The organism is Bacillus atrophaeus (genome assembly GCF_039519175.1).
GTDB classification, from domain to species: Bacteria; Bacillota; Bacilli; order Bacillales; family Bacillaceae; genus Bacillus; species Bacillus atrophaeus.
This window is the reverse complement of record NZ_CP154443.1, coordinates 3,372,898-3,391,441: the sequence shown is the minus strand read 5'-3', so window position 1 is coordinate 3,391,441 and position 18,544 is coordinate 3,372,898. Positions and strand designations below refer to the sequence as shown.

At 48.8% G+C, this 18,544-nt stretch carries 2 protein-coding genes; both read left to right on the top strand.

Annotated features, from left to right (window positions below):
- Positions 1-7 precede the first annotated feature (7 nt).
- Positions 8-7,666 (top strand): amino acid adenylation domain-containing protein, encoded by a 7,659-nt coding sequence (locus AAHT65_RS17010; protein WP_343310549.1) that lies wholly within the window; start codon positions 8-10, stop codon positions 7,664-7,666.
- Positions 7,667-7,691: 25 nt separating this feature from the next.
- Complete coding sequence (locus tag AAHT65_RS17005) at positions 7,692-18,518, top strand: amino acid adenylation domain-containing protein (protein WP_343310547.1); 10,827 nt, start codon at positions 7,692-7,694, stop codon at positions 18,516-18,518.
- Positions 18,519-18,544 lie beyond the last annotated feature (26 nt).

Genomic DNA, 18,544 nt, shown 5'->3' with positions numbered 1-18,544 from the left:
GCGCTACATGTCGCAACAATCCGAAATTCAGGATATTTATCCCCTGTCATTTATGCAGGAGGGCATGCTTTTTCATTCGCTGTTTGATGAACAATCAAGAGCCTATTTTGAACAGGCATCCTTTACCATCAACGGAAGGCTAGACTTGGAACGCTTCCAAAAAAGTATGGATGCCATTGTTGGCCGATATGACATCTTTCGTACAACTTTCATTCACAAAAATGTAGCCAAGCCTAGGCAAGTCGTGCTCAAAAGCCGTCCATGCAACGTTCAGTTTGAGGATATTTCCCGTCTTGATAAGTCAGATGAAGAGAAATATATCGAAACCTTCCGGCAACAAGATAAGTCCAAAGGCTTTGATCTGCAAACAGATGTCCTTATGAGGGTATCCATTTTGAAATTGGCACCTGAGCGCTATGTCTGTATTTGGAGCCATCACCATATTTTGATGGACGGATGGTGCCTCGGCATTGTCATTAAAGATTTTCTCCACATGTATCAGGCCCTGGGCGAAGGGCGTCATCCTTACCTTCCTCCGGTTCAGCCGTACGGAAAATATATCAAGTGGCTGATGCGGCAAGACCGCGAAGAGGCGGCAAAGTATTGGAAAGAGCGGCTTCAAGATATTGAAAAGACATCATCCTTGCCAAGAAAAAGTGTTCAAACATCAGAAGGGAAATTACAGCAGGCTGTATTTACAATCTCGGAACAGCAAACCGCCGGATTACAGCAAATTGCAGCAGCTTCCGGGGCGACGCTGAGCACGGTTTTTCAAGCGTTGTGGGGACTGATGCTGCAACGATTCAATAACAGTGACGATTCTGTGTTCGGTTCTGTAATTTCCGGCAGACCAACGGAGCTTGCAGACGTGGAGGGCATGGTCGGGCTTTTTATCAATACAGTTCCCGTTCGCGTCCAAAGCGGAGCGCTTTCCTTCTCGGATCTGGTCAGGCATATGCAAAAGGAGTTACTGAAAGCAGAAGCTTATAGTTATTTTCCTTTGTATGATATTCAAGCGCAAAGCGCACTCAAGCAGGAACTGATCGATCATATTATCGTATTTGAAAATGTGCCGACACAGCAGGAAATTGAGGGATTGAACCAGACCGGGGCGTTTGATTTTTCGGTGGAGGACTTTTCGATGGCTGAGGAAACCAACTACGGGTGCAGTATAAAAGTCATTCCAGGATCCTCTTTATATGTACGGATCAATTTTCATACAGATTTGTATGACACCAGCATGATGCAAGAGATCGAAGGGTATATGCAGCAAATGATTGCATCTGTTATCGCTGACCCTGAGATACGTGCTTCACAGATTCCATTGCTAAATGAAAGCAAAACACGGCAAATTGTTTCTGAATTCAACAAAACAGAAGCTGTTTCACCTATAGCTCCGACTCTCCACGGCCTGTTTACACACCAGGCGGCGCTTACGCCGGATCGGCCGGCGATTCACTTCGCTAATGGGAGCCTGACATACGGGGAGCTTGATGCGTATTCAAACAGGCTGGCCGTACGCCTTGCGGCGAAAGGCGTGACGAAAGAAAGCATTGTCGGCATCCTTGCCGAGCGCTCGCCGGAAATGATGATTGCCGTACTGGCCGTTTTGAAAGCGGGCGGCGCTTATCTGCCGCTTGATCCGGCGTATCCTGACGGGCGCCTGAGCTACATGCTGAAAGACAGCGGGGCTTCTCTTATGCTGACACAGTCTGGTTTAACGGTTCCCGATTTTTCAGGTGAGACGCTTGAAGTGGATATGGAGGCGCTTGTGGATGGCGATACTTCAGAAGTGCCTGCAGGCACAGCCGATGGCGGCTCTCTGGCGTATCTCATTTATACCTCCGGCTCTACGGGACAGCCAAAGGGCGTGGCGGTGGAGCATCGCCAGGCGGTTTCTTTTCTGACCGGCATGCAACGGCAGTTTCCGTTACATCAAGAGGATGTCATTGTGCTGAAAACGTCATTTTCATTTGACGCCTCTGTCTGGCAGCTGTTCTGGTGGACACTCTCAGGCGCTTCGGCCTATCTGCTTCCGTCCGGCTGGGAAAAAGATCCGGCGCTCATGGCAGAGGCATTCACGCAGGAACGGGTGACAACGGCTCACTTCATTCCTGCGATGCTGAACAGCTTCTTAGATCAGCTGGAGATGGAAACGCCTGAGCGAAGGGACGGGCTCACGACAGGTCTTAAGCGGGTATTCGCCGGAGGCGAACCGCTCACGCCCCAAGCAGCGGCCCGATTTGCTGATCTTTTGCCGGAGACGTCTCTGATCCACGGCTACGGGCCGACAGAAGCCACGGTGGATGCGGCATTTTACGTGTGTGACAGAGAAAAAGACAGTGAACGGCTGCGTCTTCCGATCGGAAAGCCCGTGCCGGGCGCGCGTCTTTATATCTTGGACCCTCAGATGGCTGTTCAGCCTGCGGGTGTCATAGGCGAACTGTATATCGCCGGGAATGGGGTGGCCAGAGGCTATCTGAATCGCCCCGAGTTAACGACGGAACGCTTTCTCACTGATCCGTTTTATCCGGGGGACCGAATGTACAAAACGGGGGATTCAGCGCGCTGGCTGCCGGACGGACAGGTTGAGTTCCTCGGCCGTTTGGACGATCAAGTCAAAATCCGAGGCTACCGGATCGAACCCGGCGAAATTGAATCAGCTCTCCGGAGCCTGGAAGGCGTACAGGAAGCAGCCGTCATCACCCGCACAGACAGCGGGGAGGCAGAGCTATGCGCTTATATCCAGGGGCGTGATAAAAACGACGTGCGGGCACAGCTTGCGCACGTGCTGCCCGGCTATATGATCCCCGCTCATTTTGTGCAAATCAACACATGGCCGATCACACCAAGCGGGAAGCTTGACCGGAAGGCTTTGCCCGCTCCTGATGGAGCAGCTGGTCAAGAATCATACAAGGCACCAAGAAATCTTACCGAAATGAAGCTGGCCCAGCTTTGGGAAGACGTGCTGAAAAACGGTCCTGTCGGTATCACGGACGACTTTTTTGACCGGGGAGGCCACTCGTTAAAAGCAACGGCACTGATTTCACGGATCGCCAAGACATTCGGCGTCCAAGTACCGCTTAAAGACGTATTTGCCCGACCGACCATAGAAGGGCTGGCTTCTGTCATCCGCGAGTTGGAGGAAAGCCCGTATGCGGCGATTGAACCGGCCGAAAAACGGGACACCTATCCGGTCTCCTCGGCGCAAAAACGGATGTATGTCCTTCAGCAGCTGGAAGACGGAGGCGTCGGCTACAACATGCCTGCGGTGCTTGAGCTGGAAGGCAAGCTTGACCGTAAACGAATGGAGGCAGCTTTCCAAGCGCTGATCAGCCGCCATGAGTCGCTCCGGACGTCCTTTGAAACCGGAAACGGAGGGGAGCCGGTACAGCGCATCCATCATGAGGTGCCGTTTACGGTGACCGAAGAGAACTCGGCTGATGCGTTTGTACGTCCCTTTGATCTCAGCCAGGCTCCGCTTTTCAGAGCGGGACTCGTAAGAGAAACAAACGAGCGGCATGTCCTTTTGGTCGACATGCATCACATCATTTCTGACGGCGTCTCAGTCAATACGCTCATTCGGGAATTCGGGGCATTGTACGCCGGGCGGAAGCTTGAGCCGCTGCGCATCCAATACAAAGATTACGCCGCGTGGCAGCAGGAATTCAAAAAAAGCGACACATATCAGAAGCAGGAATCTTATTGGCTGAAGCAGCTCGGAGGGGAGCTGCCTGTGCTTGAACTGCCGGCGGACAAGCCCCGCCCGGCGGTGCGAAGCTTCGCCGGTGACAAGATCTCATTTACTCTGGACCAAGAAGTCACGTCCGGCCTGAACCGCCTCGCGCGGGAAAACGGCAGCACCTTATATATGGTGCTTCTTGCGGCCTACTCAGCTCTATTGGCCCGTCTCAGCGGGCAAGAGGAGATTGTGGTCGGATCGCCGATCGCCGGCCGTCCGCATGAAGACCTTGAACCTGTGCTCGGCATGTTTGTGAACACGTTGGCGCTTCGGATACGCCCGGAGAGCGGAAAGGGTTTCACAGACTATTTGCAGGAAGTCCGTCAGACAGCGCTGGAAGCTTATGAACATCAGGATTATCCATTTGAAGAACTGGTCGAAAAGCTCGACGTTTATCGAGACACAAGCCGCAATCCGTTGTTTGACGTCATGTTCGCTCTTCAAAACATAGATCATGAAAATCTGATGCTGGAAGATTTGCGTCTCCGGTCTGCTGATATTGAGCATAAAGTGTCCAAATTCGATTTGGCACTTTATGCATCGGAAGAACCCAAAGGGGAGCTCCGTTTTCATCTGGAATATAATACTGATTTATACAAGAAAAAAACAATAGAACAATGGCTGAAATACTTGATTCATATCTTCCGGAAAATCACCGAAGATCATACAGTGACTCTAGGGAAAATCAATATAGTTGATGAAGATGAGACAAGATTAATCATTCACGAATTCAACCGTACAAAAATGGAATATCCAAGGCATGAAACAGTCAGCCGCCTTTTTGAAAGACAAGCGGCAAAAACGCCTGATGCCGCAGCCGTTGTCAGCCATGGACAAACATTGACTTATCATGAACTGAACAATCGGGCGAACAGGATCGCGGCGGTGCTCCGGGCAAAAGGGGTCGGTCCTGAAAGTGTCGTAGCTTTATTGACTAAGCGCACACCAGAGCTTGCAGCCGGAATATTAGGAATTTTGAAAGCAGGAGGGGCTTATCTTCCTATCGGAGAAGACACGCCGTCAGAACGAATAGAATGGATGCTGTCAGATAGCGGGGCTGGAATTCTCCTTCAATCAGAAAAACTCGGGAAAGATTTCTTAAATATAGAAGGAGAATATGAACAAATTTTCATCGAAGCGATTCAAGAGCAAGGAAATGATACGGAAAACCTTGAATCACTTGCCGGACCGGATTCACTTGCCTATATCATCTATACATCCGGATCAACTGGAAAACCAAAAGGAGTAATGATTGAGCAGCGAAGTGTCATTCGTCTTGTGACAAACAGCAATTATATTGAGGTTACACCTTCAGACCGGCTTCTGATGACTTCTTCATTTGGTTTCGATGTAACCACTTTTGAAATATTCGGGCCGCTGCTTAATGGCGCAGCTCTATATATGGCCGACAAAGAAACGTTCCTTGATTCCCATCAGCTTGAGACATACATACACCAAAACGGAATCACAACATTATGGCTGACTTCACCTCTTTTTAATCATTTGACCGAACAGAATGAGAATACGTTTGCCGGTCTGTCCACATTGATCATAGGCGGTGAGGCTTTATCTGCCAGCCACGTCAATCGGATTCGGAAAGCCTGTCCGTCACTGGCAATATGGAATGGATATGGGCCGACTGAAAATACGACGTTCTCAACCTGCTTTGAGATTGAGAGATACTACGAGCATTCAATACCGATTGGCCGTCCGATTGGAAATTCAACAGCTTATATTTTAAACAACTGGGGAATGCTTCAGCCGATTGGAGCAGTCGGAGAATTATGTGTTGGCGGTGATGGAGTAGCAAGAGGCTATCTTGGCCGTCCTGAGTTAACAAAAGAAAAATTTGTGCCTAACCCTTTTGCAACTGGCGAACGAATGTACCGAACCGGCGATTTAGCCTGCTGGCTGCCGGATGGAACCATTGAATATGCCGGGCGTATGGACGAGCAGGTGAAAATCCGCGGCTACCGGGTCGAGCTTGGTGAAATAGAAACAGCGATTCGGCATATAGACGGAGTCAAGGAAGCTGCTGTATTGGCGCGCCCGGGACAGTCTGGAAGCAAAGAGTTAGTCGCATACATGAGTTTGCAAGCAGACATGGATGCTGAAAAAGTACGTTCACAGCTTTCCAGCACATTACCGGGATATATGATACCTGTATATATGATTGAAATGGACGCTCTTCCACTGACCGCAAACGGGAAACTGGACAGAAAAGCGCTCCCTGAACCGGAACTCTCATCAAAATCAAAGTACGTACAGCCTCGAAGTGAGCTTGAAGAACAGCTTGCGCTGATATGGCAGGAAGTGCTTGGCCTTGAGAAAATCGGAATCGAGGATTCGTTTTTTGAACTGGGCGGAGATTCAATCAAAGCTCTTCAAGTATCTGCACGTCTTGGCCGTTACGGCTGGAGTATGACGGCAAGCGATTTATTCCGGCACCCGAGAATCAAAGATGTATCTGCTGTAATTCGCAAAACAGAAAGAGTGATTGACCAAGGGCCGGTGAAGGGCGAAGTTCCATTGACACCTGTCCAGCACTGGTTCCTTACTCAACGTATAACAGACAGACACCATTTCAATCAGTCTGTGATGCTCTTTAACTCCGGCAGATTGATAGAGAAACCGTTGCGGGAGACTTTACAAAAGCTTGCGGAACACCATGACGCACTTCGTATGATATACCGCAAAGAGAGCGGACATGTAATACAAATCAATCAAGATATTCATGAAACAGAATTGTACACTTTGAATGCCTCAGATTTTTCAGATACAGAAGCTTGGGAAAATGAAATTGAGAAAGAAGTCGCAGGTCTTCAAAGAGGGATGAATATAGAAGAAGGGCCGTTGTTAAGAGCAGGCTGGTTTAAAACGCCTTCGGGAGACTATTTGTTCCTGACAATTCACCATCTAGTCGTTGACGGGGTATCGTGGCGGACTTTGCTTGAAGATTTGTCTGCCGGCTATCATCAAGCGGCAGCGGGGCAATCCATTCAGCTTCCGCCCAAGACAGATTCATATAAGGAGTACGCAGAACGCCTCCAAGATTACGCGCAAAGCAGCAAGCTGATTCAAGAAGAAGCTTATTGGCGTTCTGTAGAAGAGGAAACAATAGCGGCACTCCCATATGAAAAGCCGCAGCCCAATGATACAAATGACAGCAGCCAAAACACAGTGCGCTTTACACTTTCTGAAGAAGACACGACCGTCCTGCTTCAAAAAGTAAATCACGCTTATGGCACAGATACACAAGATATTCTGCTTACAGCAGCAGCATTAGCGATTCGGGACTGGACCGGGGAAAGCAAACTTCGGATTGCGATGGAGGGACACGGAAGGGAAAACATACTCCCGAATGTGGATATCAGCCGCACAGTCGGGTGGTTCACCTCGATGTATCCAGTGCTTCTTGAGATTCAAAAAGAGCCAGGCGAGTTGGGAACTGCGGTGAAAACAGTGAAAGATACGCTTGGGCGAATACCTCAGAAAGGGACCGGATACGGCATTTTGAAATATATAACAAAGCCGGAGAACAAAAGCATACAGTTTGGGGGAGCTCCCGAGATCGGATTTAACTACTTAGGGCAATTCAACGATACAGAGCGGCAAGAAACCTTCAACCTATCGGGGCTTGCAAGCGGAGAGGACATCACACGCTCATGGCAGCGTGAGCAAATAATAGAGATCAGTGCATTGGCGGCGGAAAACAAACTGCACTTTAATCTCAGCTTTCCGCCAAACCGATTTTACAGAAAAACGATGGAACATCTTTTGAACGGGATTCAAAACTATTTGCAAAGCATTATGAAACATTGCGCAGGCAAACAGGAGACAGAAAAGACATTGAGCGATTTCAGCAGTAAATCGTTGACAATGGAGGATTTGGACAGCATTTCCGACTTAGTTCAAGAACTGTAGAAAATCGTGACAGGGAGACATGAACATGACAAAAGCGAATTCCATTCAAGATATTTATCCGCTGTCTTACATGCAGGAAGGGATGCTTTTCCATTCCCTTCTGCATGAAGACTCACGGGCATATTTTGAGCAAGCCGTATTTTCAATCGCAGGAGAAGTGCATTCACGCTTTTTTCAGGACAGCATCAATGCCCTAGTGGCACGCCATGACATTTTCAGAACCATTTTCATTAACCAAAATGTTTCCGCACCGCAGCAAGTGGTACTCAGAGAGCGGACTGTAACCGTCCAAGAAGAGGACATTTCTCACTTAGACGAATCCCGTCAATCTGAATTCATCGAGAACTATAAAGAAAAGGACAGGGAGAAGGGATTCAACCTGCAAAAAGACGTGCTTATGCGCATCTCTCTCCTGAAAACTGGGAAACAGCAATATACCTGCCTCTGGAGTTTTCACCACATTGTGATGGATGGCTGGTGCTTCAGCATTGTGCTGAAAGAATTTTTCCAAATTTACGCTGCCCATATCAACGCTTCACCTTTAACACTGGAGCCCGTGCGGCCATACGGAAGCTACATCAATTGGCTGATGGAGCAAGACAAGGAGCAGGCGATAACCTACTGGAAAAGTTATCTTGCCGGATATGAGCAGCAAACTGCACTGCCAAAACAGAATAAAACAAAGGACAAGCAAAAAAGCGGCCAAGCGCATGTCACGTTTTCCTTCTCAAAAAAAGACAGCAGCAGACTTTCAGAAATGGCTGTAAAGGAAGAGGTAACACTCAGTACATTGTTTCATACGCTGTGGGGCATTCTGCTGCAAAAATATAATAACACCGGTGACGCGGTATTTGGATCAGTCACCTCGGGAAGACCTTCTTCTATTGAAGGGATTGAAAATATGGTCGGCCTTTTTATCAATACAATTCCAGTACGTGTGCAAGGAGCTGATACGCCGGTTTCCGAGCTGATGAAAAGGATGCAAAAAGAAGCTCTGGCTGCTGAAGCGCACAGTTACCATCCGCTATACGAGATACAGGCACACTCTGCCGTAAAGCAAGGTCTGATTGATCATATTCTTGTTTTTGAAAACTATCCTGTCCAGAATGAAATCGATATGCTGAACAGTCACGATGATGCCCAAGAACTCTTTCAGATTCATCATTTTTCAGTGGCGGATGAAACCAATTACAGCTTTTATCTGATGGTGGCGCCGGGTGACGAAATCCATATCAAAATGAGCTATGATCCCGGTGTATACGACCGATCGTTTATATTAGGGGTCAAAGGACATCTGACTCATATGGTTTCGCAAATTCTAGACAACCCGGATATCTCTCCCGCCGGAATTGACATCACAACGAGAAGCGAGAAACATCTGCTGCTCGGAAAAAAGGAAGCTGAAGCACCTGCTTTTCAAACGATTCATTCTATGTTTGAGAAACAAGCGGAACTGACGCCGAATATGCAGGCCGTCACCTATCAAGACCGGTCAATAACATACAGAGAGCTTAATGAAAACGCCAATAAACTGGCTCGGATCTTGCGAAAGCGAGGCGTAAGAAGACAAGAACCGGTCGCCATCATGGCCGAACGCTCACCTGAATTAACGGCCGGTATCCTCGGAATCTTGAAAGCAGGCGGCTCTTTGGTTCCGATTGACCCAAATTATCCGCCTGAAAGGATCCGGTTTATTCTTCAGGATAGCTGCTGTTCACATTTGGTATCACACCGAAGCCTGGCCTCTTTATTGGAATCGGTCAATGAGGAAGCTTTAAGGACTGTTACATATACGGAAGAAAGTGCGCAGGAAGAGGACGGAAGCAATGTGAAGCCCGTCAATACAGCGGATGACTTGCTGTATACCATTTATACGTCGGGCACAACCGGGAAACCAAAGGGCGTTCAGCTTGAACATAGGAGCATGGCAAATTTGCTGCACTATCAATTTACAAACTCCGGAATTAATTTTCGGACTAACGTGCTCCAATATGCTACACCTGCCTTTGATGTCTGTTATCAAGAAATATTTTCAACGCTGGCTGGAGGCGGCACAGTCCACATCGTGCCTGAACCTATCAAAAGAGACGTTTCTCAGCTGTTTGCGTTTATCGCCGATCATAATGCAGAAATCGTATTTTTTCCAACTGCGTTCATTAAAATGATGTTCAGCGAGGAAGAATACGCGAACACATTTCCTGATGGCGTGAAGCATCTGATTACGGCCGGGGAACAACTAACGGTCTCCCATCTCTTCCAACAAGTACTGCGTCGTCACAACATGGTGTTACACAATCATTACGGACCTTCTGAAACCCATGTCGTGTCTGCTTATAGCATTCATCCGGGGGAGCATATCCCTGAAAGTCCGCCAATCGGCAAACCGATTGATCATACGTATATGTATATTTTAAACGGACAAAAGCAGCTTCAACCGAAGGGCATCACGGGTGAATTGTATATTTCCGGTTCAAGCGTGGCAAGGGGGTACTTCCGCAATGAAGAGCTGACTCGCGAAAAGTTTTTGCCTGATCCTTTCAGACCCGGAGCCACGATGTTTCGCACAGGCGACATGGCAAGACTGTCAGAGGACGGCAATATTGAATATATCGGCCGGACCGATGATCAGGTGAAAATCCGGGGTTACCGGGTCGAACCTGGAGAAATTGAGATGACATTACAGAATCACCCGAAAATTAAGGAAGCAGCGGTTATCATTAGGCAAGATCATGACGGAGAAAATGAATTGTGTGCTTACTACAGTGCACCTAACCGTTTGGATTCTCTAGCTTTGCGCCGCTATCTTGCAGAAGAAATGCCTGAATATATGATTCCGTTAAAGTGGGGATGGGTGGAAAGCATACCGCTGACTCCGAATGGAAAAGTCGACAAAAGATCTCTTCCAGAACCGGAAGCTGCCGCAGATGATAAGCAATATGCCGCACCGAGAAATCTTACGGAGCTGAAGCTGGCACAACTTTGGGAAGACGTGCTGAAAGACGGCCCGGTGGGAATCCGGGATAACTTTTTCGACCGGGGAGGCCACTCATTGAAAGCAACAGCGCTTGTCTCCCGTATTGCTAAGGAGATCGGCGTTAAGGTGCCGCTTCAAGAAGTGTTTGCCCATCCAACGGTGGAGGGTCTGGCTGCTGTCGTCCGGGAAGCTGAGGAAAACCCGTATGCGGCAATTGAGCCGGCTCCAGAACAAGAAGTTTATCCTGTCTCATCAGCGCAAAAGAGAATGTATGTGCTTCAGCAGATGGAAGACGGCGGCGTCGGCTACAACATGCCGGCGGTACTGGAACTGGAAGGAAAGCTAGACCGAGGGCGTTTGGAAACTGTATTCAAAAAACTGATCAGCCGCCACGAGCCGCTTCGAACCTCCTTTGAAGAAGGGACAGACGGCGAGCCGGTCCAGCGCATTCATTCAAAAGTAACATTTGCTTTATGTGAACAAGAAAAGACAGCGGCTTTTATCCGTCCTTTTGATCTCAGCAAAGCCCCGCTTTTACGGGCAGGCCTAATCAAGGAAACAGACGAACGCCATCTGCTCTTGGTCGATATGCATCACATCATTTCAGACGGTGTGTCCGTTCATACGTTGATTCGAGAATTCGGCGATTTGTATGCACACCGAACGCTTGAAACCTTACGTATTCAATATAAAGACTATGCTGTGTGGCAGCAGGAATTCAAAAGTGGCGGCACGTATCAGAAACAGGAAGCTTACTGGCTGAATCAGCTTAGCGGTGAGCTGCCTGTGCTTGAACTGCCGGTAGACAAGCTTCGGCCGGGAGTGCGAACCTTCGCTGGAGACAAAGTTTCATTCATCATCAGCAAAGAGATCACATCCGGTCTGAAACAACTTGCACGCAAAAACGAATGTACTCTGTACATGACACTCCTTGCTGCATATACAGCATTCTTGGCGCGGCTGAGCGGACAGGAAGAAATAGTAGTCGGATCGCCTATTGCCGGACGGCCGTATGCCGATCTTGAATCTATACTCGGCATGTTCGTCAACACACTGGCGCTTCGGACACACCCTGAAGGCGGTAAGCGTTTTTCAGAATACTTGCAGGAAGTGCGACAGACAGCATTGGAAGCCTATGAGCATCAGGATTATCCGTTCGAAGAGCTGGTTGACATGCTCGGTGTCCAGCGGGATATGAGCCGCAACCCGTTATTTGACACGACGCTTACGCTCCAAAACATGGAACAGCAAAAACTGCAATTAGACGGTTTGCAACTTAAAACCGCAGATGTTGACCACCCAATATCTAAATTTGATATATCTCTTTATATAACGGAGAACGATGAAGAGCTTTATTGTCAATTTGAATACAGCACTTCATTGTTTGAAAAGGAAACGATTCAACGCTGGTCGCGATTTTTCTTGAGACTGGTAGAAAATACTGTTAGCAGCCCTGACACAGAATTAGACGACATCCCGGTGCTTACAAAAGAAGAAGAGAAGACCTTTATTCAATCATGCAGTCCGCTTCCGACCACAAGCTTTCCGCTGGCTCAGACACTGCATCACCAGCTTGAAAAACAAGCGGCAAAAACACCAGAACGGCCGGCTGTTTTTTACGGAGAGGAGGTCATCTCCTACAAAGAACTGAACGAACGGGCCAACCGAGTCGCTTGGGAGCTTATTGAAAGGGGAGTTACATCAGAAACTGTCATTGCGATCACAGGCAGGCGGTCTCCGGAAATGCTGATCGGCATATATGCCATTTTGAAAGCGGGCGGCGCTTATGTTCCTATCGATCCGGAGTACCCGGAAGAACGTATCCGCTTTTTACTGAAGGACAGCGGTGCTAAGCTTCTTTTAGCTGAATCCGGCAGTTTCGAGATCCCGTCTTTTGAAGGTGACGTACTAGATCTCAACATAAATGTCAGCCGAGAAAAGAATCATCTTATCAATCCCGATGTGTCAGTACGGTCGAATTCGCTAGCCTATATCATCTATACATCAGGCTCAACCGGAACGCCAAAAGGTGTGCAGATCGAGCATCAGTCGGCAGTGAATTTTTTGCAATCCCTGCAAATCCGCTATCCGCTTAACGAATCGGATATGATTTTGCATAAGACATCTTATTCGTTTGACGCTTCCATATGGGAGTTGTTCTGGTGGCCGTACGCTGGTGCTTCCGTCTTTCTGCTTCCTCAAGGAGGCGAAAAGGATCCCGAAATGATGATAAAGGTGATAGAAGAAAAACGAATAACGGCAGCTCATTTTGTTCCCTCTATGCTGCATGCGTTTTTAGCATATGTCAAAAATCGCGCTGTACCGATCGTACCTAACGGCCTGAAGCGAGTATTTGCCGGCGGTGAGCAACTGGGCGCACATCTTGTTTCCCGTTTTTATGAACTGCTGCCCGGTGTAGAATTGACCAATTCTTATGGGCCGACAGAAACGACAGTAGAAGCAGCATACTTTGATTGTCCGTTAGGTAAAGACCTGAAGCGAATTCCAATCGGTAAACCTATTCACAATCTCCGGCTGTATATTTTAAACAAGAAAAAGCAGATTCTGCCGACCGGTTGTACAGGCGAACTGTATATCGCCGGGAATGGTGTGGCCAGAGGCTATCTGAATCGCCCCGAGTTAACGACGGAACGCTTTCTCACTGATCCGTTTTATCCGGGGGACCGGATGTACAAAACGGGGGATTCAGCGCGCTGGCTGCCGGACGGACAGGTTGAGTTCCTCGGCCGTTTGGACGATCAAGTCAAAATCCGCGGCTACCGGATCGAACCCGGCGAAATTGAATCAGCTCTCCGAAACTTGGAAGGCGTGCAGGAAGCAGCCGTCATCACCCGCGCAGACCGCGGGGAGGCAGAGCTATGCGCTTATATCCAGGGGCGTGATAAAAACGACGTGCGGGCCCAGCTTGCGCTCGTGCTGCCCGGCTATATGATCCCCGCTCATTTTGTACAGATCGACACATGGCCGATCACACCAAGCGGGAAGCTTGACCGGAAGGCTTTGCCCGCTCCTGATGGGGCAGCTGGTCAAGAATCATACAAGGCACCAAGAAATCTTACCGAGATGAAGCTTGCCCAGCTTTGGGAAGACGTGCTGAAAAACGGTCCTGTCGGTATCACAGACGACTTTTTTGACCGAGGCGGCCACTCGTTAAAAGCAACGGCACTGATTTCTCGGATCGCCAAGGCATTCGGCGTCCAAGTACCGCTTAAAGACGTATTCGCCCGCCCGACCATAGAAGGGCTGGCTTCTGTCATCCGCGAGTTGGAGGAAAGCCCGTATGCGGCGATCGAACCGGCCGAAAAGCGGGACACCTATCCGGTCTCCTCGGCGCAAAAACGGATGTATGTCCTTCAGCAGCTGGAAGACGGAGGCACTGGCTACAATATGCCAGCGGTGCTGGAGCTGGAAGGCAAGCTTGACCGCAAACGGCTGGAGGCGGCTTTCAAAGCACTGATCAGCCGCCATGAGTCGCTCCGGACGTCCTTTGAAACCGGAAACGGAGGGGAGCCGGTCCAGCGCATCCACCATGAGGTGCCATTTACGGTGACCGAAGAGAACTCGGCGGATGCGTTTATACGCCCTTTTGATCTCAGCCAGGCTCCGCTTTTCAGAGCGGGACTCGTAAGAGTTACAAACGAGCGTCATGTCCTTTTGGTCGACATGCATCACATCATTTCTGACGGCGTCTCAGTCAATATGCTCATTCGGGAATTCGGGGCATTGTACGCCGGGCGAAAGCTTGAGCCGCTGCGCATCCAATACAAAGATTACGCCGTATGGCAGCAGGACTTCAAAAAAGGCGACACATATGAGAAGCAGGAATCTTATTGGCTGAAGCAGCTCGGCGGCGAGCTGCCTGTGCTTGAACTGCCGGCGGACAAGCCCCGCCCGGCGGTGCGAAGCTTCGCCGGTGACAAGATCTCATTTACTCTGGACGAAGAGGTCACGTCCGGCCTGAACCGCCTCGCGCGGGAAAACGGCAGCACCCTGTATATGGTGCTTCTTGCGACCTACTCAGCTCTATTGGCCCGTCTCAGTGGACAAGAGGAGATTGTGATCGGATCGCCGATCGCCGGCCGTCCGCATGAAGACCTTGAACCTGTGCTCGGCATGTTCGTGAACACGTTGGCGCTTCGGACACGCCCGGAGGGCGGAAAGGGTTTCACAGACTATTTGAAGGAAGTCCGTCAGACAGCGTTGGAAGCTTATGAACATCAGGATTATCCATTTGAAGAACTGGTCGAAAAGCTCGACGTTTATCGGGACACAAGCCGCAATCCGCTGTTTGATGCAATGCTCGTCGTGCAGAATATCGAGCATGAGCAGCTGACAATGGATGGACTTCAGCTGAAACCGGCTGGTGCTTCCCACCCTGTATCTAAGTTCGATTTAACGCTGCAAGCTTCTGAAGGAAACAAAGAAATTCATTTGCAATTTGAATATGCGACAGCACTATTTCAAAAGAAAACGATAGAGCGCTGGGCATCTCATTTATCGAACATGCTGCACGAGATCGCTCACAGCTCGCAGACAGTTTTGAGGGACATCAGCATCCTTACCCAGAAGGAGAAAGACCTGCTGCTGAATGGATTTAATGACGTAACTGAAACGCACGTTCAAGACCAAACGCTTCAAGAGCTTTTTCAAACACAAGCCGCAAAAACACCAGAAGCAACAGCTCTTGTCAGCGGTGAAAAAACACTTACTTATCAAGAGCTGGATCAGTGGTCCAACAAAATCGCCCGTACTTTACGCACTAAGGGTGTAGGCCCGGACACAGCGGTAGGTGTATTGGCGCCGCGTTCATTCAGCATGACAGCGGCTATTCTGGGAATCTGGAAAGCTGGCGGCGCTTATGTTCCTCTTGATCCGGAGTATCCTGCGGAGCGTAAGAATTATATCTTGAGTGACAGCCGCGCAAAACTGCTAGTCACAGTCAGTGCTGCGGCCCATAAAGCACCAGCAGATTATGAAGGTGAAGTTCTGCTGCTTGAAGACGTGTGTGAAAATGATGCTTCCCGTCTGCCTGCCTATTCATATTCTCACAACCTGGCATATATCATTTACACATCAGGAACAACAGGACAGCCTAAAGGGGTAATGGTCGAACACAGAGGAATAGCCAATACACTCGAATGGCGCAGAAATGCTTACGCTTTACATGAAGAAGATACAGTGCTTCAGCTCTTTTCCTTTGCATTTGACGGTTTTGTGACCAGCATGTTCACACCGCTTTTATCAGGAGCGAAAGTCGTGCTGCCCGATGAGGAAGAAGCCAAAGATATACTCGTCATTAAGCATAATCTTGCGTATTATCGCATCACCCATATGATTATCGTTCCGGTTCTGTATAGGTCGCTTTTGGATGTATTGAAGCCTGAAGATGTTCAGACGCTTAGAATCGTAACATTGGCAGGCGAAGCCGCAGACAGGGAATTAGCCGATCGAAGTTTAGCCATTTCACCAAATACAGAGCTTGCCAATGAATATGGGCCGACAGAAAACAGTGTAGCTACAACGGCGATGAGACATTTAGAACGGCAGAAAACGATAAGTATCGGAAAGCCGATAAACAATACACAAGTCTATATTTTAGATGGAAACAATCTGCAGCCGATCGGTGTCGCCGGGGAATTGTGCATTGCAGGAACCGGACTTGCCAGAGGATATGTCAACCTTCCCGAACTGACCGAACAAACTTTTGTTCCGCATCCTTTTCATTCTGGAAAACGAATGTATCGAACAGGGGATATGGCGAAGTGGCAGGCAGACGGCACGCTTGAATATATCGGACGGATGGATGACCAGATTAAAATCAGAGGCCACAGAGTGGAAATAGAAGAAGTTGAAAGCGTCCTGCGCCGCACAGACGGAGTAAAAGAAGCGGCAGTCTTAGCACGTGAAACGTCTCTCGGCCAGATGGAACTGTGCGCATATATCGTTACAGAGCCGGAAACAAGTGTTGAAAGCGTGCGTGCCGCATTGGCAAGCAGCATGCCGGCTTATATGATCCCTGCCTTCCTGTTAAAACTGGACGCTCTTCCCTTGTCGCCAAATGGAAAACTGGATCGGAGGGCACTTCCGCAGCCTGTACATGAAGGACAAACCCAGCGCAGCTTCCAAGCTCCAGAAACAGCTATGGAAAAAGAATTGGCTAACATCTGGACAGAAGTGCTGGGTGCAGAAAGAATCGGAACGGATGAATCGTTTTTCGAGCTCGGAGGAGATTCAATCAAAGCATTACAGGTGTCGGCGCGGCTTCATCGGTACGGAAAACAAATGTCCATTAAAGATTTGTTCCGTTATCCGACAATTAAAGAACTGGCATGCTATATCCGGGCATCCAAGGAAAATGCCAGCCAAGGCCCCGTGGAGGGAGAGGTCCAGTGGTCTCCTGTTCAGAAGTGGTTTCTGTCTCAAGACCTTGAGGAAAAACACCATTTCAACCAGTCAGTCATGCTGTACCGGGAGACTCCAGTGGATGAAGAAACGCTCCGTAAAACCTTGAAAGCCATTGTCGAACATCATGATGCATTACGGTTAATTTTCCCGAAAAACGGACGTGAAAACTGGAGTCAGTTCAATTTGCCTATCGGTGCGTCTGAGGAAGCATTGTACGGACTTCAGATCATTGAATTAAAGGCACCGGTAGACGGATCGCCGACTGAACCCGCATGGCACGAAGCGGCTATTAAAAATCATGTGGCGAAAATTCAGCACGGGATGGACCTAGAGAAAGGGCCGTTGTTCCAAGCTGGGTTATTCCGCACTGCAGGCGGTGACTTCCTGTTTCTTGCAGCTCATCACCTGACAGTGGACGGTGTTTCATGGCGTGTGATTTTAGAAGATCTGGCGTCCGGGTATACTCAGGCTTTAAATGGAGAGGACATTAAACTGCCTCCTAAGACAGATTCATTCAAAGCATACACGGATAAAGTCGCCGAATATGCAGAAAACAGACAGCTGCTTCGGCAAAAAGAGTATTGGAGAGAAACGGAAGAATATCAGATTGAAGCCTTGCCCTCAAAAGAGACAACGGATCAGACATCAGCTAAGGAAAAACGGGAGACTGTTTCGTTCACATTGAAGGAAGAGGACACTGAGGCGCTGCTAACCCGTGTCAACAAGGCTTACAATACAGATACTCAAGATCTTCTGCTGGCTTCTGCCGTCCTTGCTTTACAGGACTGGGCCGAGCGTCCTGCCGTCAAAGTGTTACTGGAAAGCCACGGCCGTGAAGATGTGTTAGACGGCCTTGATATCAGCCGCACTGTAGGATGGTTTACGGCTATTTATCCGGTATTACTCAAATTGGACTCCAAAACACCAGCTGAAAAAAGCGAAGAATTCATCAGCCGCATGCTGAAGACAACAAAAGACACCTTAAGACGCGTACCGGATAAAGGTTTCGGGTACGGCATTCTCAAATATGTAACGCCGCCTGAAAAAGCAGACATCAAGTTCAGCCATGCACCGGACATCAGCTTCAATTACCTTGGTCAATTTGAAATCGGCAATGATACGAAGCAGCAAGAATCTGAGCCAGATACATTTACGTTTTCTCCTGTAGGAAACGGAGAAGACATCAGTCCTTCATGGAATCGGGAACAATCCCTGGACATCAGCGCTCTGGTTGCAGAAGGAAAATTGACATTCAACATGACATACGAAACAGCGCGTTTTCATAAAGAAACAATCGAAAAGCTCTGCGAGAATTGTCATCGTTATTTACTGCAGCTGATCAGACACTGTCTAAACAAAACAGAAGCTGAGAAAACCGTCAGCGACTTTGATGATCGTGAACTAACCGAGGATGCGCTTAAAGATATCAATGATATGCTGAGCCTCCTTTAATCAATACGGGAAGAAAGGTGCAGACT